We start from the raw sequence: 18,025 nt of genomic DNA, 5'->3' as shown, positions 1-18,025 counted from the left end.
ACGACAACGACTTCATCTTCGACGTCCTGCCGTGGAACTTCGAGCCGTCGGAGCTGGGGTCGGCGTTCGGCCTCGTCCAGTTGAGCAAGCTCGAGGTCAACTACAAGCGCCGCCATCAGATCTTCGACGCGTTCAGCGCGGCCTTCGGTGCCTACCCGGATCTGTTCCGCCTGCCCAAGCCGCTGGAGGGCTTCTACACCGCGTGGCTGTGCTACCCGGTGACCATCCGTGAGGACGCCGGCTTCGAGCGGGGGGACCTGCAGGAGTCGCTCGAGGGGGCGGGCATCGATACCCGAACGGTCTGGAGCGGCAACGTCACCCGGCACCCGATGATGCAGGGCGTCGAGTACCGCATCCCCGAGGGCGGGCTGCCCTTCGCGGACGAGGTGTTCGAGCGCGGCATGTCGCTCGGCATGAGCCACGGCATGAGCGACGAGGAACTCGACCACGTCGTCGCCAGCATCCACGCGTTCGCCTCCAAGTTCGCGGCTGCGAAGCAGTAGCACCCCGTCTCTGTGCGAGCCCCCGGCCTCCCGGCCGGGGGCTCGTGGCGTTTCCGGTCAACACCGCGATCGGATCGTGGAACGTGGTTCTATCTCAGTTCAAACCTTCGTCTTGACATGGACATGATCCGCGCTACTCTCGATGCAAGCGCATAGAACACGGTTTCAATCAAGCCGTCGATCAGGAGTCTCACAGTGACGAACGAAACCCCGTACATCCTCATCTCTGCCGACAGCCACGCCGGCGCCGATCACGCCACCTACCGCTCGTACCTCGAATCGAAGTGGCACGAGGAGTTCGACGCGTGGCGCGGGAAGTACAAGAACCCCTACCGTGACCTCGTCGACGACGGCCGAACCCGCAACTGGGACAACGAACGTCGCCTGCGCGAGACACAGGGTGACGGCACGGTCGGCGAGGTGCTCTTCCCCAACACGGTGCCTCCGTTCTTCCCGAGTGCCGCCGTCCTGGCCGGTCCGCCGCGGGCCGAGGACTTCGACAAGCGACTCGCGGGCGTGCGGGCGCACAACCGTTGGCTGAAGGACTTCTGCAACGACGCACCCGCCCAGCGCGCCGGCGTCGCGCAGGTATTCCTCAACGACGTCGACGAGGCGATCAAGGACGTCGAGTGGGTCAAGGAGAACGGACTGCGCGGCGGCATCCTGCTCCCGAACCTGGCGCCGGACGTCAAGTGGGTCAAGCCGCTGTACGACCCGGAGTACGACCGGCTGTGGAAGGTCTGCGAGGACCTCGGTGTTCCGGTGAACAGCCATGCCGGCACGGGCCTGCCCGACTACGGCCGCTACAAGACGTCGTCGCTGCTCTACATCAACGAGGTCGGCTTCTACTCGATGCGCCCGCTGGTGCAGATGATCCTCTCGGGTGTCTTCGAACGGTTCCCGAAGCTCAAGTTCGCGGTGTCGGAGCAGGGCTGCGCGTGGGCTCCGGACCTGATGCGCCAGCTCGACACCGTCGATCTGCGCGTCAAGCGCACCGGGCGGATCGGCGAGCTGTTCTACAGCGAGGACGAGCAGTTGCCGTTGCGTCCGAGCGAGTACTTCCGGCGAAACGTGTGGGTCGGTGCCACGATGCCGTCGGCGCAGGACATGGCCACGCGCGACACCCTCGGCGAGGGCAAGTTCATGTGGGGCAGCGACTACCCGCACAACGAGGGCACGTACCCGTTCACGCGCGAGTGCATCCGTCAGGTCATGCACGACGTTGACGAGGCGGAGCTGCGGAAGCTCTTCGCGGCCAACGCGGCCGAACTGTACGACTTCGATCTGGACGCGCTGGCCCCGCTGGCGGCGAAGTACGGCCCCACCCCGTCCGAGGTTGCGCAGCCGCTCACCGAACTGCCCGACGAGCCGAACGATGTTCTCCTGCGCGAGTCGTTCGCCAACCAGCTCGAGGCGGAGCTCGGCGTATGACCGGCCGTCTGGACGGCCGGCGTGCGATCGTCACCGGAGCCAGTCGAGGTATCGGCGCCGGCATCGCGAAACGCCTCGCGGCAGAGGGCGCTGCCGTCGCAATCGTGGCGCGCACGGTCGACGAGCCCGATCGCGGATTCGACGGCACCCTTGCCCGGACGGCCGAAATGATCCGTGCGGCCGGGGGCACCGTGGCGATCGTCCCCGCAGCCCTCGAGGATCCCGACTCCCGGGCGCGGATCGTCCCGGAGTCGGAGAAGGCGCTGGGGGGACCGATCGACATCCTCGTCAACAATGCGGCGGCCGCGATCTTCCAGCCGTTGCGGAGCTACCCGGCCAAGCGTGCGCATCTGACGTTCGAGGTGAACGTGCATGCGCCGCTCGACCTCGCGCAGCGGGTGATCCCGGGCATGCGGGAGCGGGGTGAGGGCTGGATCGTCAACATCACCAGCGGTACCGCACGGATCCGTCCGGTCGAACCACTGCCCGAGGGCGAGACCGATCTGGATGCCGACATCCACGGCACCGCGCTGTACGGAATGAGCAAAGCCGCCCAGGACCGGATGACGGCCGGCCTGGCCGCCGAGCTGAACGGCACCGGCATCCGGGTCAACGCGGTCCGGCCACGATCAGCGGTCGCCACGGCCGGCGCGATGTCGGTGGCGTCCGACATGGTCGGCACCGAGTGGTTCGTTCCGGAATCCCTCGAGGAGATGGTCGAAGCGGTGACGTGGTTGTGCGACGCCGCACCGCACTACACCGGCAACGTCGAGGCGAGTCTGGACATCCTCGAGCGTGAGAGGCTGACGGTCCGGGACCTCCACGGCAGGCCTATCGCGAAGGAGCAGAACGCATGACGCCCTACGACGGTATCCCCATTGTCGACACGCACATCGGTTTCCGGGAGGCCGGCTACGACGAGTACGCGTTCATCACGCGGCAGACGAAGGACCGCGAGAGCAACGACGAGTTCACCATGCCCGCGCAGTACATGTTCAAGGGTGTGCCGGACCTCGCGACCGACGATCCGATCTCGGTGACGCTGCACGAGATGGACAAGCACGGCATCGAGATCGGCATGGTCAGCATGGCCAAGGAATCCGGGCAGCGCGCCGTCCGCATGTTCCCGGACCGATTCGTGCCGCAGGGGTCGGCGGTCGATCCCAACGACATCATGGGCACATTGGCCCGGATGACCCGTGAGTACGAGGAATTCGGCATCCTCTCGGTGAGTTCGTTCGCCGCGGGCACGTTCCCTCAGGTGGCGCTCAACGCGCCGCAGATGTATCCGATCTACGCAAAGTGCGTCGAGCTCGACATCCCGATCTTCGCGTGTGCAGGTATCGCGGGGCCGCGACTGAAGTCGGCGGTCCAGCACGTCGAACTCATCGACGACGTCATGTTCGATTTCCCGGATCTGGTGTTCGTCACGCGGCACGGCTGCGAACCGTGGGAGGATCTGGCCGTCAAACTGATGATCAAATGGCCGAACCTCTACTACTCGACCTCGGCGTTCGCGCCCAAGCACTACCCGAAGGCGATCGTCGACTACGCGAACACGCGCGGCGCCGACAAGATCATCTACGCCGGCTACTTCCCTGCGGGGCTGACCCTGGACCGGATCTTCGGCGACATGCCGAGCGTGCCGTTCAAAGACGAGGTGTGGCCGAAGTTCCTGCACGAGAACGCCCGCAAGGTGCTCAAACTGAAAGGTTGATCGGACATGCCGATCGGTATCGGAGCAGATCACGACGCGCTCGCCGACTCGCTGACGCGGTTCGCGGCCCGCGAGGCTCCCGTGGAACGGACACGCGGGCAGTTCGACGACCTCGCGCGCGGTGCTCGGCCCGCCTTCTGGGAACAGTTGGTAGGTATGGGTATTCCGTCGCTACACCTCGCCGAGGAGTACGACGGGGCGGGTGCGGGCCTGCTCGAACTCGCGGTGGCACTGGAGCAGTCCGGGTACGGGCTGATCCCCGGACCGTTGCTGCCGACGGTCACCGCGAGCGCCGTCATCCAGTCCCACGGGACCGACGCGGCGCGCAAGGCGTTGCTTCCGCGACTGGCCGGCGGCGCCACCGCCGCGGTGGCGCTGGGGACGGGGACCGTCACCCTCGACGGCGACGGCGACGAAGTGGTCGCCGGCGGCGAGACGGTACCAGTGCTCGGTGCTCCGGGTGCCGAGATCCTCGTGCTGGCGGGGCAGTCCGGTGAGCGTCCGGTGTGGTTCGTCGTGTCGGCGAGTGACGCGGGTGTGGAGGTCCTCGCCGAAGAAGGCGTCGACCTGACCCGCGCCCTCGGCCGGGTGCGCCTGTCCGACACCCGGATCCCGGCCGAGAACGTCCTCGGCGCCGGGGCGGACGAGGTCGCGGCGATCGCCGCGGTGCTGCAGTGCGCCGAGGCCGTCGGCGTCGCCCGGTGGGCACAGGAGACAAGCTTGGCGTACGCGAAGATCCGCGAGCAGTTCGGGCGCCCCATCGGCTCGTTCCAGGCGATCAAGCACAAGTGTGCGCAGTTGTTCATCCGGCTCGAGGTGATGACCAGTTCGGTGTGGGACGCCGTGTCGGCCGCGGACAGCGGCGACCGGCAGCAGTTGGCACTCGCGGCCGCGCGGACCGCGACGGTGGTGCGCCGCGAGGCCGTCGACGTGGTACTCGAGGCGCTCACGCTGCTCGGTGGCATCGGCAACACCTGGGAGCACGACATCCACCTGTACTGGCGACGTGTCGTGAGCCTGCTCGCGCTCGGTGGTTCGCAGGACGCGTGGGCCCGCCGCGCCGGTGAACTGGCGCTGACCACCGAACGGGAAGCGGTGCTGGGGGTTCCGGACCGGCCGGAGTTCCGGGCGGGTGTCGCGGCGACGATCGCCGAGGCCGCAGCACTCGACCCGGTGGCGGCTCGGGTGCTGCTCGCCGATCGGGGGTTGGTCGCGCCGCACTACCCCGAGCCGTACGGCCTGGGCGCCGATACCGCCGCTCAGCTGATTCTCGCGGAGGAGTTCGATCGCGCCGGAGTTCCCCAACCCAGCACCGTCATCGGTGAGTGGGCGTTGCCGTCGATCTTCGAGTACGGCACCGAGGAACAGATGGAACGACTCGTTGTTCCGACGTTGCGCGGCGAGATCATCTGGTGCCAGCTGTTCTCCGAGCCCGGCGCGGGATCCGATCTGGCGTCGTTGACGACCTCCGCCACCAAGGTCGACGGAGGCTGGCGTATCGACGGCAACAAGGTGTGGAACTCGAAGGCGTACGAGGCGCACTGGGGCATCTGCCTGGCGCGGACCGACCGTGACGCCCCCAAGCATCGGGGCATCAGCTTCTTCCTCGTCGACATGTCGGCGCCGGGCGTGGAAGTCCGGCCGCTGCGGGAGGCGAACGGCGACAGCATGTTCAACGAGGTCGTTCTCGACGGTGTCTTCGTTCCCGACGCCGACCTGGTGGGTGCGCCCGGAGAGGGCTGGAAGGTGGCCCGCACGACGCTGGCGAACGAGCGGGTCGCGATGGGAAACACCCCGGTTGCGAGCGGGTACCGCTTCGATCCGGTCGAGGTGGCGCGGACGCTGGACCCGGACACTCGGCACGACGCGCTGCCTGCGCTCGGTCGGATCACGTCTACCACCGGGGCCCTCGATGCGCTCGCGCATCGCAGCGTCCTCAAGCGGCTGTCGGGTCTGAACCCGGGTGTCGAGGCGAGTGCGCTCAAGGCGGCGTCTGCGCAGCACATCACGGATGCGACGGCGCAGGTGCTCGAATGGTTCGGGCCGGAGGCCGCCCTGGGCGGCCTGGGCCCGGACGTCACCGGTGGCGGGCGCGCGGCCAAGGCATACCTGGCCACGCCGAAGCTGCTGATCGGTGGCGGCACGCTCGAAATCCAGCTCAACGTCATCTCGGAGCAGATCCTCGGGCTGCCACGGGAACCACGATGACCGGTGGACTCCTGCGTGGTCGTAGCGCGATCGTCACCGGAGCCAGCGAGGGGCTCGGCCGTGCCGAGGCCCTCGCCCTCGCGGAAGCGGGTGCCGACCTGGTGATCAACGCCCGTAGCTCCCGGATCGAAGACGTCGCTGCGGAGATCCGCAGCGCCGGCGGGTCCGTCGTGACGTGTGTGGGTGACGTCGGTGAGCAGGCCACCGCGGACCGGCTCGTCGCGCTCGCGGTGGAACGTTTCGGCCGCCTCGACATCCTGGTGAACAACGCCGGCATCATTCGGGACCGGATGGTGTTCAACATGTCCGCCGACGAGTGGGACGCCGTGCTGCGGGTCAATCTGCGCAGCACGTTTCTCACGACGCGCGCGGCGACCGACCACTGGCGACGACGGGCGAAGGACAGTGGGGCGCCGGTCTACGCGCGCATCGTCAACACGTCGTCGGAGGCGTACGCGTCCGGCCCGCCGGGGGCCGCCAACTACGCGGCGTCCAAGGCAGGTGTCGTCGCCCTGACGATGTCCACCGCCCGGGGGTGCGAGGCCTTCGGTGTGCGGGCCAACGCCATCTGTCCCCGGGCACGCACGGCCATGACGAGCGACGTGTTCGGGCCGCGTCCGGAAGGGGGAGACGACCCGCTGTCGGTCGAACACGTTGCGCCGCTCGTCGTCTACCTCGCCTCACCAGCCGCCGAGTCGGTCAACGGTCGAGTACTGGTCGCGTACGGGGACCGGATCGACGTGATGACGCCGCCCGCCGTCGAGACGAGCCTGCGCTCGGCGTCGCGGTGGAGCCAGGACGAATTGCGCGACGTGCTGGGCGGGTATCTGACGACCCCGTCGCCGGAGCCGGAGTCGGCGGTGACAGGTTGACGATTAGGCTGCCTTCGTGACCGAATCCGTGGCCGTGCCGATGAGCCCCGACGACATGACCGACGCGCAGCGTGCGCGCCGGCGGCACCTGCTCGACACCGTGATCGAGATGCTCGCCGAGACCAGCCCCGACCGGATACAGATGCGAGAGGTCTCGGAGCGGTCCGGGGTGGCCCTCGGGACGCTCTACCGGTACTTCCCGGCGAAGCAGCACCTCCTGGCGGCCGCAATGGTGGCCTGGAACGACATTCTCGCCGAACGGCTGGCGGAGGAACGCGAAACGGGTCGGCGCCGAAATGCGCACGGTTCGGTCCTCGATCGTGTCGTGGACCTCTACACGCGCCAGATGAAGGCATTCCAGCGAGGACCGAACTTCGCACGTCTCGAGGTCGAATTGCAGACCTCCGACGATCCGTACGTGCGAGACACACTCGACGAACGCTCTGCCGCGAACCGGAAGATGCTGTTCGAGCTGATGGAAGGCGTGCCCGCCGAGCGGGCACGCCTCGCGTCGTTGTCGATCGGCAGCACGATGCTCAATTCGCTCGTCCTGTGGACGACCGGACGCATCGGATTCCCCGAGGCTTTGCGTAACGTTCAGGACGTGTCGCGGCTGGTGCTCGGCGAGTAGCCGGTACGGTTCGACTTCCAATATTGTTCTGCGACAAGACCGGCCGCGCGGGCACCGCGCGGCCGGTCCTGTCGCAGACGTCTTCGGTGTCGTCAGTTCCCGATCGCTGCGGAGGCCGCCCGTCGCTCCATGTTCTCGGCGACCTCGCGCCGCCAGGCCGCGACCGGCTTGGTGGTGTCCATCTCGAACTCGAAACGGTTGGTCATGTCCGGGCTGATGTCGGCGACGTCGACGTAGAACTGCTCGTACCAGCGGCGCAGCTGGTAGACGGGCCCGTCTTCCTCGCACAGCAGCGGGTTCTCGATGCGGGTCTTGTTCTTCCAGATCGCGACGTCCTGCTCGAACCCGATCGCGATGAACTTGGCCATCCCGGCGGCCAGTGCGTTCGCCTTCGCGCCACTGACCGACTCGCTCTGCTTGACCTTGATGCCGTACATGAGGACGAACTTGTTCGGCGAGATCGGGTAGTGGCAGTTGATCAGGATCGAGTCGATGTCGAAATCCGGGTAGTGGTAGGTCAACTCGTCGATCATGAAGGACGGGCCGTAGTACGCCGCGACCGAGCTGTTGCCCGTGGAGGCCGCCTGTCCGTCCTTGGTGGGCCGGGCCATGTCCTCGCGCCCGACGCCCTCGTGGAACTGGGTGGCGATGTGGCCCTCGAAGATGTTCTCGAACTTGATCGGGAAGCCGTAGTGCACGTAGAAGAAGTGCGCCATGTCGACGACGTTGTCGATGATCTCGCGGCAGTTGGTGTCGATGGTGATCTGCTTCCACACCCAGTCGGTCCACTCCTCACCGGGGGCGGTCATCTCCGGGATGGTGACCTCGGCCGGCGGCTGGTTGCCCTCGGGGTCGTGCCAGACGAACAGCAGTCCGTCCTTTTCCATCGTGGTCCACGCGCGGGTCTTGGCGAGCGGCGGCACGCGGCGGGCGTAGGGGATGTCGGTGCAGCGGCCCTTGCCGTTCCAGCGCCAGTCGTGGAACGGACACGCCACCGAGTCGCCCTTGATCTCGCCCTGGCTCAGGTCGCCACCCATGTGCCGGCAGTACGCGTCGAGAACCTTCAGATCGCCCTCGCTGTCCGCGAACACCACCAACTTGGTGCCGAAGGCATGGATCGGATGCGGCTTACCGTCGGTGAAATCCCTGGTGAGGCCGATGCAGTGCCAACCGCGCGCGAATCTTGTCGGCGCCTCGCCAGCCTCGATCATCCGGACCTCGCTGCTGCCTGTCGCTGATGTCGTCATGTGTTTCCCATACATTGGTGATAATCGGTGGTACTTCCTGCAGGATCAATCGGGGACGCCGAATACACAGTGGTCCCGCGAAGGGCGCCGGCCGCTCGTGAGTCACGCATCTCTGGCGGATACGTCCGGTTCGGACCGGTAGCGATGTGGTTGCAAGGGCACTGTCGCGCGAGAGCGACTCTACAGCAGCGGAATTGGGAATCGCGAAGACCCTTGGCTCTTCCCTGACATGCAGGTGGGGTGAAACGTAATTCTATTTTGCTGGCCGGAACTCGACGTATTAGGTCATATGTCTTGCAAACCTGTGCGTTCATGGTGTTCCATGTCACTGGAACCTGATTCTTTCTTCCGCGAGCCTGCGCGGACCGCGGTCTCGCTCCCCGCCGCACGTGCTGTCACGAGAAGTCGGCGGCCGTCAGCTGCGAACGGCGAAGTCATCACATCGAGAGGACGGATATGTTGCATCGACTTTGGCGCGGTTGGCGCTCGGTAGCTGTCGTGAGCATCGGTGCTCTGGCCTTGACGGCCTGCGCTTCGGCTGACGGCCAGGGTTCCGGCGACTCCGCGAACGCCGGTGGCGCGTACGCGATCGGCTACGTCGGCGATCGTGCCGGCGAGGGCGACCCCGTCGACGGCGGCGTGGTGACCTACGGGTCGTACGGCTTCCCGGCGACGCTGGACCCGACGAAGACCCTGATGGCCGGGTCGACGGGCGGAACCGAGCTGGCCGCGATTTACGACACCCTGGTGCGGTACGACTTCGAGAAGTCGCAGTACGTACCGCAGTTGGCGGCCGGGCTCGAGTCCTCCGACGACGGGCAGACCTGGACTGTCACGCTGCGTGACGGGGCCACGTTCAGCGACGGGACGCCGGTCGATTCGGCCGCGGTGAAGTGGAGTCTCGACCGCTATGTCGCGGCCAAGCGCGATGTGGCGCAGGTGTGGACGAACTCGGTTGCCGGTGTCGAGACTCCCGACGCGAAGACGGTGGTCATCCGGCTCCAACGCCCGTGGACCGACTTTCCGGTGCTGCTCGCGGCCGGGCCCGGTGTGATCGTGGCGCCGAGCTCGGAAGCGTCGGGTTCGTTCACGCCGATCGGCGCCGGGCCGTTCACCGTCACCCGGTTCGCTCCCAACGAGGTGCTCGAGCTGGCGCCGCGTGCCGACTACGTAGGAGGTAAGCCGCGACTCGCGGGTCTGCGCTTCGTTCCCACGGCCAACGCCCAGGGCATGTTCGAGTCCATTCGCAGTGGCGAGCTCAACGCCGGCTATCTCTACCGGAACACCGAGGTCATCGACAGCGCGATCGACGCCGGCCTCGAGGGCTATCGCGATCTCCAGGGGCTCGGCGCGATCGGAATGATCAATCAGCGCGAGGGTCGTCCGGGTGCCGACGTCCGGGTTCGTCGGGCGATCGCGCTCGGAATCGATCCGGAGGCCTTGAACCAGCGTGTGAATGGCGGAAAGGGACCGGCCGGCTCGGCGATGTTCCCGGAAGGCTCGAAGTGGCACAACGAGGACGTGCAGGGCGTCACCTACGATCCGGATCAGGCGCGGGAGTTGCTGAGCCAGGCCAAGGCTGACGGCTACAACGGCAAGCTCACGTACGTGGCCATCAACGAGGAGGCCTCGCGTCAGGGTGCTCTCGCCGCACAGGCCGCGCTGAACTCGATCGGTTTCGATGTCGAGGTCGCGTATGCCAACAGCGTCACCGACCTGACTCGCCGTGTCTACGTCGATCGGGACTTCGACATCGCCCGCAGCGGTGCGTCGCTCATCGACGCGGCACCGCTGCTCCGCCTGTACGGGTCGCTCGGCAGCACGTCGAGCAACAATGCCGCGGGCTACAACTCGCCCGAGATGGACGCTCTACTGGTGAAGCTGCAGACCGCCGGCAGCGACGACGCGAAGCAGACGGCCATCGACGACATTCAGAAGCTTGCCGACGAGACCGTTCCGTATGCGGTGTGGGCGCCGACCGCCGTGTACACGGCGTGGACGCCGAAGCTGCACGGCGCCAACGTCAGCATCGACAACGTCGTCCTCTTCGACGAGGCCTGGATGGAGCGCTGACGCACTCCCGGTACCGCGTCCACACACTGAGTGATCCACGTTTGGAGGTCTCCATGGCGCGAGTCGATCCCGCCGAGTCAACCGCCGCGACCAGGCCGCGCCGGCGGGTCGCTCCGTCCATGATCGAGCGGATGACCTTGATCATGGACGTCTTCGAAGACCGGTCGACCCGGCTCACCCTCGAGGAGGTGGGGATCCGGTCCGGGCTGCCTCGTTCGACGGTGCACCGGATCCTGGACCAACTCATCGGCCTCGAATGGGTGGAGCACGCGTCGTTCGGCTACTGCCTCGGTCGGCGGGCGCGCCGCTTCGGCGGCAGCGTCGACGGTGAGATTCGCGTTGCAGCAGCACCGTCACTGCACGAATTACACATGCAGACCGGTATGGTCGTGCATCTTTCCGTGCTCGACGGGGCCGATGGCGTGTACCTGGACAAGAGAGGCGGCCGCTTCGCCTCGAGCCTGCCGTCGCGTGTCGGTGGTCGCGGCGCCGCCTACGCGACGGCAGGAGGCAAGGCGATGCTCGCCTGGCTCGATCCCCGGCGCGTGGACGAACTGTACGGAGAGGGCCTCGCTCGTCGCACCGACAGGACGATCACCGACATCGCGACACTTCATCAGGAACTCAACAGAATCCGACAGCGCGGCGGCCTCGCCTTCGAACAGGGCGAGTCGGTCCGCGGTGTGGCATGCGTCGGTGCCGCGGTCCGCGTCGTCGCCGGACCGGTTGCCGCAATCTCGCTGTGTGGGGACGCCAGCGCCTCGAACCTCGAACGCGTCGCCCCACTCGTGGTCGATGCGGTTGCGGAAGTCTCGCGGATTCTGGACCCGGAGTTCGGTGACGGTCGGCGGAATCGGCGCGTGGCCGGTACCCGCGCCGACACCTGGTCGGCGGATGCCCTGGACCGGCTGGTCTCGATCCAGACCGGCCGATGGGTCTGATCGGGGAGCCACTCCGATCGATCCGCACGCCGGAACTTCTCGACCATCGAAGGAGAACAGCATGCCGGTGAACACCGTCCGCGGTCCGATCGACCGCTCGCAACTCGGCCAGACCCTGATCCACGAGCACATCGTCACGGCCGATTGGTCGTTGCGAATGGCGTTCGGAGAGAACTACTACGAGCACGACGTGATCGTGGAACGTGCGGTGGCGCAGTTCCTGCGTGCCAGGGAGAGCGGCGTGCGGACGGTGGTCGACGGAACTCCGGTGAACATGGGGCGCGACATCGGACTGATCCGCGAGGTGTCCGAGCGGACCGGACTCGAGTTCGTCGTGTCCAGCGGCTTCTACTATCAGGAGGAAGTCTTCCTGAACTGGCGGAGCGAGGACGAGATCCATGCGTGGCTGAGCCGGGAATGCGAGGACGGCATCGCCGGCACCGGTGTGCGACCCGGAATCATGAAGGCGGCCTGCGCCGACGGCGGCATCACCCCGATCCTCGACCGGGTGTTCCGGGCCGTCGGCAGGGTTGCCGCCGAGCAGCGCCTGCCGGTCTTCTGTCATCACCACCCCGACGTCGGCAACGGCGAAGAGATCCTCGATCTGTTCGAGGATTGCGGCGTCGAGCCGCGTCAGGTCGTACTGGGGCACAGCGGCGACACGAACGATCTCGGCTACCTGGAGACGATGCTCCGTCGCGGCTGCTACCTGGGGATGGACCGGTTCGGGCACTGTGCTGCCGGCAACAGCCTCGCGGCCCGGGTGCGCACCATCGTCGAACTGTGTGCGCGAGGGTACGGCGATCGGCTCCTACTGTCCCACGACCTGGCCACCTACTTCGGAGTCTTCGGATCCTGGCAGGATTTCAAGGACGATGAATCGAACGATCCTGCAGTCGATTTCACGTTCGTCAACCGGCAGGTCGTTCCAGCTCTCGAAGCCGCCGGGCTCGATCCGGAGACCGTGCGAGCCATGCTCGAGGACAATCCGGCCGAGTTCCTGGAGGTCCGCTGATCCCATCGGGTCGGCAGACCTCCGGAACCGCGTCAGAGACCCAGGGGAATCGCAGCGCCCGAGATCGGGGCGGAGTCGTCCGAGAGCAGGAACGCGATCACCTTGGCGATGTCGGCCGGGGCAACCCAGTTCGCGCGGTCCGAGTTCGGCATCGCCGCACGATTGGCCGGGGTGTCGATCACGCCGGGCAGCAGGGCATTCGACCGGATGTGATCGGCTTTGTACTCGACCGCGATCGACTCCGCGAGGGCGAGGACGGCAGCCTTGGACGTGCTGTAGGCGGTGCCGCCGGGAAACGGCTTCAGGGCAGCCCCGGACGACATCGACACGACCGAGCCGCCCCCGTGCGCGACCAGGTGCGGAAGCCCTTCGCGCAGCACCGCGTACGTGGTCTTCACGTTCAGATCCAGTTGGCGGTCGATGGCCTCGGCGTCGGCCTCGTGGGTGCGCGGACCTGACTCGAATCCGCCGACGAGATTGACCAGTGCCGTCAGCGGCGCATCGGAATCACCGGCGGCGAGGGCGACGGCCGCGGAGAGCTCGTTCGGAACCGACACATTGGCGCGGACCAGTTCGAGGCGATCGTGGTCGTCGAGTCGGGACGCTTCCGACGGCTCGATGAACGGCACCACCACACGCCAGCCGATCGACAGCAGGTGGTTGGTGACGGCGACGCCGAGCGCGCCGGTTCCGCCGGTGACGAATGCTGTTCCTGTCATGTCGGTCCTTCACATGTTCGAGGGGTCGATGCGGTCCGCGCAGCACCGACGAGGGGAGTGTGGACGGCGGGGTGTCAGCGGTGGTCGGAGGCGACCCAGCCGTTGAAGAGGAAGTCGACGAACTCGTCGGCGAGCTTGACGCCGTCGACGTCCGGATCGCCGTCGCACGTGTAGTTCGCGTTCAGCACCGAGCGGAAGGCGACGGCCGCCAGGGCCACGTCCATGTTGCGGAACGTGCCCTCGTCGACGCCCGCCTGGATGATCCGTTCCACCGCGTCGGCCCAGCGCTGGCGCTTTACCTGCACCTCGGCGAGCTGGGCGCCGTTGAGCCGCATCCATTCCCGCTCGAACACCTTTGCGGCGTCCGGGTTGGCCATGGACCAGCGCAGATGGATACGGGCGAGCATCCTGAGCTTGTCGATCGCGCCGACCTCGGAGGCCTCGACCCGTTGCAGTGCGGCCTCGCCGCTCTCCGCGATCTCGCCGACGATCTGGTAGAGCAGGTCTTCCTTGCTCTTGATGTGGACGTACAGGCTGCCGGCATGTACGCCGACGAGAGAACCGATGTCCCGCATCGACGTCCCGTCGTAGCCGCTCTCGGCGAACTGACGCAACGCGGCCTGGCGAATCCTGGTCAGGAAGGCGGTCTTGGCATTGCTGGGGCGATTGCTCGCCGACTCCCGATCGAGCTTCGACGGCATTCGCACGGCCCTTCTGCGGCGGGGAGCGCGAACGATCGCGCTCGGGTTCCTGTTCGCCAATCATGGCAGGAGAATCGGGCCGCTGCAACAAGCGTTTGGTGTGCACTGTGTCCGGACCGGGTCAGTGGATCGCGTCCACGAGACCCCAGTCCAACGCTGTGTACGAGTCCAATCGGGCTCCCGTCACGAACAGGTGCATCGCACGCCAGCGCCCGATCCGCCGCGGAATGCTCACCGTGCCGCCCGCTCCCGGGATCAACCCCATCTCGACCTCGGGGAGGCGGAACCAGGCGTCGGTACTCGCCACGACACGGCCGGCGAACGCAGGAATCTCGATGCCGCCGCCGACGCAGGCGCCGTGGACGTGCACCTCGATGCGGTCGCCCAACTCGTGGACGAGCAGCCCCGCGCCCGCGCGCGTACGGATCAGATGCGCCAGTGCGAGATCCGGCGTCGTTCCGAACTCGTCGAGGTCGCCGCCGGCACAGAATGCGGGACCGGCACCGTCGAGCACTACTTCGGTGATCGACGGATCCGACGTCGCGACGCTCAGTGCCGAGGTGAGCGCGTCCCGGAGCCGGGCGCCGTACGCATTGCGGCGTTCGGGCCAGTTGAGCGTGATCCGCAGACGGTCGCCGTCGCGGGACATCAGGACGGGTTCGCGATCCGGTGCCGGTGGCGGTGGTCGGTCTCCGCGCTCCCCGAGCCAGCGGCCGAACTCGGGGCCGCCCAGCAGCGTCGAATAGGCGAGCGATTCGACGTCGACGGCCGCACGGGTGTCGAGGCCGCCGCTGCTGCGGAGAACCTGTCGCAGGACGACCGCGGCCTGAGGATTCGCGGAGACGCGCGCCGCGAGTTCGTCGACGGCTCGGTCGACGTCGGGAACCGCGACCTCGCATCGGGGGGTGCGGCTGTCGACGTGGTCGGAGTACGTGACGTCGAGCTCGTCCGTGAGCACGGCCCGTGCGTCCGGACGTCCTCCGCTCACCCCGACCAGGATCCGATCCGCGGCGCGGGCGCGGCGTGCTGCGGCGGCCAGCACTGCCGCGTCGTCGGACCCTTCCGCGCCGGGACTCAGGTCGACGACCATCATCGGTGTGTCGACGGCCCCGCAGTCGTCGAGCAGCGGCGCATCCGCGGCGCCACCGGCAAGCTGGCGGGCCGTGATGCGGGGAGGGTGGAATTCCATTCGGTCCTCGTAGTTCGAAAAGCTTTGTGCAAGTGTTGGGTGCGTGAAGTCTAGAACGAGGTTCTCTGTGGTGACGCCCCTGGCGGCGTCGAAACAGGTGGACCGGACCCGGGACTGGGCGGAGAGCGGCCTCGTCGCGTTGACCGGTCCCGTCGACGGGCCGCCGGTCGTACCGCCGGGGCGGGCCGCGTCGTACGCCCGTGAACTGTCGAGGTGGATCGGTGCGGCCACGGCGAACACCGCGCACCCGGTACGGGTCGACGGTGGCCGTCTGCTGTCCGAGCGCGCCGCGTACACGGGAGCTGTTCGCGGCGGGAACATCTCGGTGGGGCGTCGTTGCCGATTGCTCCCGACCGCCGACGGGTGGGCAGCCGTCTCATGTGCTCGACCCGACGACGCCGCACTGCTCGGCGCCCTGGTCGGCCACGACGTCGGCGGTGATCCGTGGCCGGCCGTCGAGGCGTGGCTGCGCGAGCACTCCGGTTCGGAACTGGCCGACGGCGCAGAGGTGCTGGGTATCGCCGCAGCCCCGGTGGTCCGCCGTGCATCTGCGCCGGCAGCCCCGGCCGAGGCCCGCCCCCGGTCGGTGGAGGGCCTGCTCGTGGTGGACTTCAGCGCGTTGTGGGCGGGACCGCTGTGCTCTCACCTGCTCGGTGCGGCGGGAGCGCGGGTGATCAAGGTCGAGACACCGAATCGACCGGACGGCGCGCGATTCGGGGATCGTGGGTTCTACGACCTGCTGCATTCGGGTCACGAGTCGGTGGTCCTGGACCCGGACACCGAGTTCGGACGCCGGGCCCTGGCGCTGCTCGTGGACGCCGCGGACATCGTCGTCGAGGCGTCACGGCCGCGCGCGCTGGAACGCTTCGGGCTCGACGCGGCGGCGGCCTGCGCGGCCGGGACCACGTGGGTCTCGATCACCGCGCGTGGACGCGACTCGCAGGCAGTCGGATTCGGCGACGACGTCGCAGCGTCGAGCGGCTTGGTGGCCGCCGACGCCACCGGGGCGCCGATGTTCGTCGGTGACGCGATCGCCGATCCGCTCACCGGGCTCACCGCCGCCGTCCGCGCGATGAGTGAACCGCCCGGTGGCGGCCCGGGCCACCTGTGGGAGGTCGCGATGTCGGAGGTGATCGTCTCGACGCTCGTCGACGTCGCGGAACCGCCGCCCCGGGTCCGCCGTCGGGGCGACCGCTGGGTGGTCGACGGCGCTTCCGGTGAAGTCGACATCGCCGAACCCCGGGCGCGGCCCGGAGCTTTCGCGCCCGCACCGCCAGCCGGGCGGGACACCGAGCGGGTGCTGCGTGAACTGGAGAAGCGTGCATGACGGCCGAGTTCGTCATCCGCAACGCGGAGGTGGAGGGCCGGCCCGGCGTCGACGTGAGAATCCGGGCGGGCCGCATCTGTGAGGTGGGGACGCATCTGTGGCGTGGTGGCGTGGACTGGCTCGATGCTCGCGGAGGCGCCGTACTGCCGGGGTTGGTCGACCACCATCTGCACCTGCATGCGTTGGCGGCGGCCCGAGCCTCGGTTCGGTGTGGTCCGCCGGATGTCCGCACGCCGGAAGGGCTGCGGCAGGTACTGGGCGGTTTCGACTCTGCGCAGGACTGGGTTCGCGGCGTCGGCTATGTCGAAACCGTCGCAGGCGATCTGGACGCGAACGCCCTGGACCGGTTCCACGCCCGCAGACCGGTGCGGATCCAGCATCGCAGCGGTGCGATGTGGATCCTCAACAGCGCCGCGATCCGCGCAACGAATCTGGCCTCGATGGAGCACCCCGGGATCGAGCGCGGCCCGGACGGTCGACCAACCGGTCGCATCTTTCGCGCCGACGACCTGCTCAGAACTTTGCTCCCCGCAACAGGCCCGCCTCGACTGCGCGGCGTCGGTGCGGATCTCGCGGGGCTGGGTCTCACCGCGGTCACCGACGCCACCCCCGACCTGGGCGCCGACTCGCTGACGGCACTGGTGGACGCGTCGAGATCGGGTCACATTCCCCAACGGTTGCACCTGCTGGGCGTGCCACTCGGCGACGACGTGAGTGGTGGCGACGGCGAGCGGGTCACGGTGGGGCCGTACAAGATCGTGTTGGCCGATTCCGGGATGCCCGACCTCGACGGTCTGGCCGAGACGATCAGGCGCGTGCGGACCGCCGGACGGGCCTTCGCGGCGCACAGCGTCAGCCGGGAATCGTTGGCGGTGCTGCTCGCGGTCCTGAACGACGTCGGTTGCGTTCCGGGGGACCGGATCGAGCACGCCTCCATCGTCCCCGCGGAGGTCGTGGCCGATCTGCGACGTCACGGGCTGACCGTCGTGACCCAACCCGGCTTCGTCGCGGACCGCGGCGAGGACTACCGCGCCCGGGTGGACGAGCGTGACCACCCGGATCTCTACCGATGCCGCACGCTTTTGGAGGCCGGGGTGTCGGTGGCGTTGTCGAGCGATGCGCCCTACGGCCCGCTCGATCCGTGGGCGGTGATCCGAACCGCTGCCACCCGGAGAACCGATTCCGGAGCGGTGTTCGGCGCTGCGGAGCGGGTCGGTACGGCGGCGGCGCTCGCGGCGTATCTGGGTCCCGCGGAGCAGCCCGGTGGCCCGCCACGGCGGGTGCGCCCGGGCGCTGTGGCGGACCTCGTGGTCCTCGACGTTCCGCTTCGCGCGATGCTCGATACGCCCGATTCCGGTGCTGTCGGAACGGTTCTCGTCGACGGTCTCGTGGTGCATGCGAAATGACCTGGGCTGCGACGCGCATCGCCGCGGTGTTTGACGTAGCTCACA

General features: G+C 67.8%; 16 protein-coding genes. 12 read left to right on the top strand and 4 right to left on the bottom strand.

All coding sequences use genetic code 11. From position 1 onward, the window contains the following. From A6I89_RS19415 to A6I89_RS19385, 7 genes are all read left to right on the top strand, one after another. On the top strand, positions 1 to 503 hold a 503-nt coding region (locus tag A6I89_RS19415), incomplete at its 5' end, for a DegT/DnrJ/EryC1/StrS family aminotransferase (RefSeq protein WP_175278992.1). Between the two features lie 195 nt (positions 504 to 698). Further along, a complete protein-coding gene (locus A6I89_RS19410; RefSeq protein WP_005514329.1) occupies positions 699 to 1,934 on the top strand; it encodes an amidohydrolase family protein in 1,236 nt (411 codons plus the stop codon). After that, positions 1,931 to 2,791, top strand: a complete 861-nt coding sequence (locus A6I89_RS19405) for an SDR family NAD(P)-dependent oxidoreductase (RefSeq protein ID WP_022594959.1) — start codon at positions 1,931 to 1,933, stop codon at positions 2,789 to 2,791. Before A6I89_RS19410 ends, A6I89_RS19405 begins: the two co-directional genes overlap by 4 nt. Next, entirely contained in the window at positions 2,788 to 3,651 is an 864-nt protein-coding gene (locus A6I89_RS19400; RefSeq protein ID WP_022594960.1) for an amidohydrolase family protein, read from the top strand. The genes A6I89_RS19405 and A6I89_RS19400 overlap by 4 nt, the downstream gene beginning before the upstream one ends. A gap of 6 nt (positions 3,652 to 3,657) precedes the next feature. Then, the gene (locus A6I89_RS19395) at positions 3,658 to 5,859 is read left to right on the top strand and encodes an acyl-CoA dehydrogenase family protein (protein WP_022594961.1); all 2,202 of its coding nucleotides are present in this window, start codon (positions 3,658 to 3,660) and stop codon (positions 5,857 to 5,859) included. Then, the gene (locus tag A6I89_RS19390; RefSeq protein ID WP_022594962.1) at positions 5,856 to 6,731 is read left to right on the top strand and encodes an SDR family NAD(P)-dependent oxidoreductase; all 876 of its coding nucleotides are present in this window, start codon (positions 5,856 to 5,858) and stop codon (positions 6,729 to 6,731) included. The genes A6I89_RS19395 and A6I89_RS19390 overlap by 4 nt, the downstream gene beginning before the upstream one ends. Before the next feature lie 40 nt (positions 6,732 to 6,771). Beyond that, a complete protein-coding gene (locus A6I89_RS19385; RefSeq protein ID WP_005514323.1) occupies positions 6,772 to 7,362 on the top strand; it encodes a TetR family transcriptional regulator in 591 nt (196 codons plus the stop codon). Between the two features lie 92 nt (positions 7,363 to 7,454). On the opposite strand, the gene A6I89_RS19380 is transcribed toward A6I89_RS19385, so the two are convergent. Further along, a complete protein-coding gene (locus A6I89_RS19380; protein WP_037084432.1) occupies positions 7,455 to 8,609 on the bottom strand; it encodes a 3-ketosteroid-9-alpha-monooxygenase, oxygenase component in 1,155 nt (384 codons plus the stop codon). A 498-nt stretch (positions 8,610 to 9,107) separates the two neighbouring features. Between A6I89_RS19380 and A6I89_RS19375 the strand changes: the two genes are divergently transcribed. The 3 genes from A6I89_RS19375 (at position 9,108) to A6I89_RS19365 (ending at position 12,638) form a co-directional block, all read left to right on the top strand. Beyond that, positions 9,108 to 10,682 carry an ABC transporter substrate-binding protein gene (locus tag A6I89_RS19375; protein WP_022594964.1) on the top strand — a complete coding sequence of 525 codons (1,575 nt, stop codon included), beginning with the start codon at positions 9,108 to 9,110 and terminating at the stop codon, positions 10,680 to 10,682. Positions 10,683 to 10,735: 53 nt separating this feature from the next. Beyond that, the gene (locus A6I89_RS19370) at positions 10,736 to 11,623 is read left to right on the top strand and encodes an IclR family transcriptional regulator (RefSeq protein WP_022594965.1); all 888 of its coding nucleotides are present in this window, start codon (positions 10,736 to 10,738) and stop codon (positions 11,621 to 11,623) included. Between the two features lie 61 nt (positions 11,624 to 11,684). Then, the gene (locus A6I89_RS19365; protein ID WP_022594966.1) at positions 11,685 to 12,638 is read left to right on the top strand and encodes a phosphotriesterase family protein; all 954 of its coding nucleotides are present in this window, start codon (positions 11,685 to 11,687) and stop codon (positions 12,636 to 12,638) included. Between the two features lie 32 nt (positions 12,639 to 12,670). Here the strand turns inward: A6I89_RS19365 and A6I89_RS19360 are convergent, their stop codons facing one another. The 3 genes from A6I89_RS19360 to A6I89_RS19350 all read right to left on the bottom strand — a co-directional run bounded on the left by A6I89_RS19360 (position 12,671) and on the right by A6I89_RS19350 (position 15,247). After that, positions 12,671 to 13,357 (bottom strand): SDR family NAD(P)-dependent oxidoreductase, encoded by a 687-nt coding sequence (locus A6I89_RS19360; RefSeq protein WP_022594967.1) that lies wholly within the window; start codon positions 13,355 to 13,357, stop codon positions 12,671 to 12,673. A 74-nt stretch (positions 13,358 to 13,431) separates the two neighbouring features. Continuing rightward, complete coding sequence (locus tag A6I89_RS19355; RefSeq protein WP_022594968.1) at positions 13,432 to 14,058, bottom strand: TetR/AcrR family transcriptional regulator; 627 nt, start codon at positions 14,056 to 14,058, stop codon at positions 13,432 to 13,434. Positions 14,059 to 14,179: 121 nt separating this feature from the next. Continuing rightward, complete coding sequence (locus A6I89_RS19350) at positions 14,180 to 15,247, bottom strand: enoyl-CoA hydratase/isomerase family protein (protein ID WP_022594969.1); 1,068 nt, start codon at positions 15,245 to 15,247, stop codon at positions 14,180 to 14,182. 67 nt (positions 15,248 to 15,314) lie between these two features. Here A6I89_RS19350 and A6I89_RS19345 point away from each other — a divergent pair, with 67 nt between their 5' ends. Both A6I89_RS19345 and A6I89_RS19340 read left to right on the top strand, forming a co-directional pair. Then, on the top strand, positions 15,315 to 16,574 hold the full coding sequence (locus A6I89_RS19345; RefSeq protein WP_022594970.1) for a CoA transferase: 1,260 nt from the start codon (positions 15,315 to 15,317) through the stop codon (positions 16,572 to 16,574). Then, positions 16,571 to 17,980 carry an amidohydrolase family protein gene (locus A6I89_RS19340; RefSeq protein WP_022594971.1) on the top strand — a complete coding sequence of 470 codons (1,410 nt, stop codon included), beginning with the start codon at positions 16,571 to 16,573 and terminating at the stop codon, positions 17,978 to 17,980. The genes A6I89_RS19345 and A6I89_RS19340 overlap by 4 nt, the downstream gene beginning before the upstream one ends. Positions 17,981 to 18,025 lie beyond the last annotated feature (45 nt).

Origin of the sequence: Prescottella equi, assembly GCF_002094305.1 — a bacterium.
GTDB lineage: Bacteria > Actinomycetota > Actinomycetes > Mycobacteriales > Mycobacteriaceae > Prescottella > Prescottella equi.
This window is presented reverse-complemented; position numbering and strand designations above follow the sequence as displayed.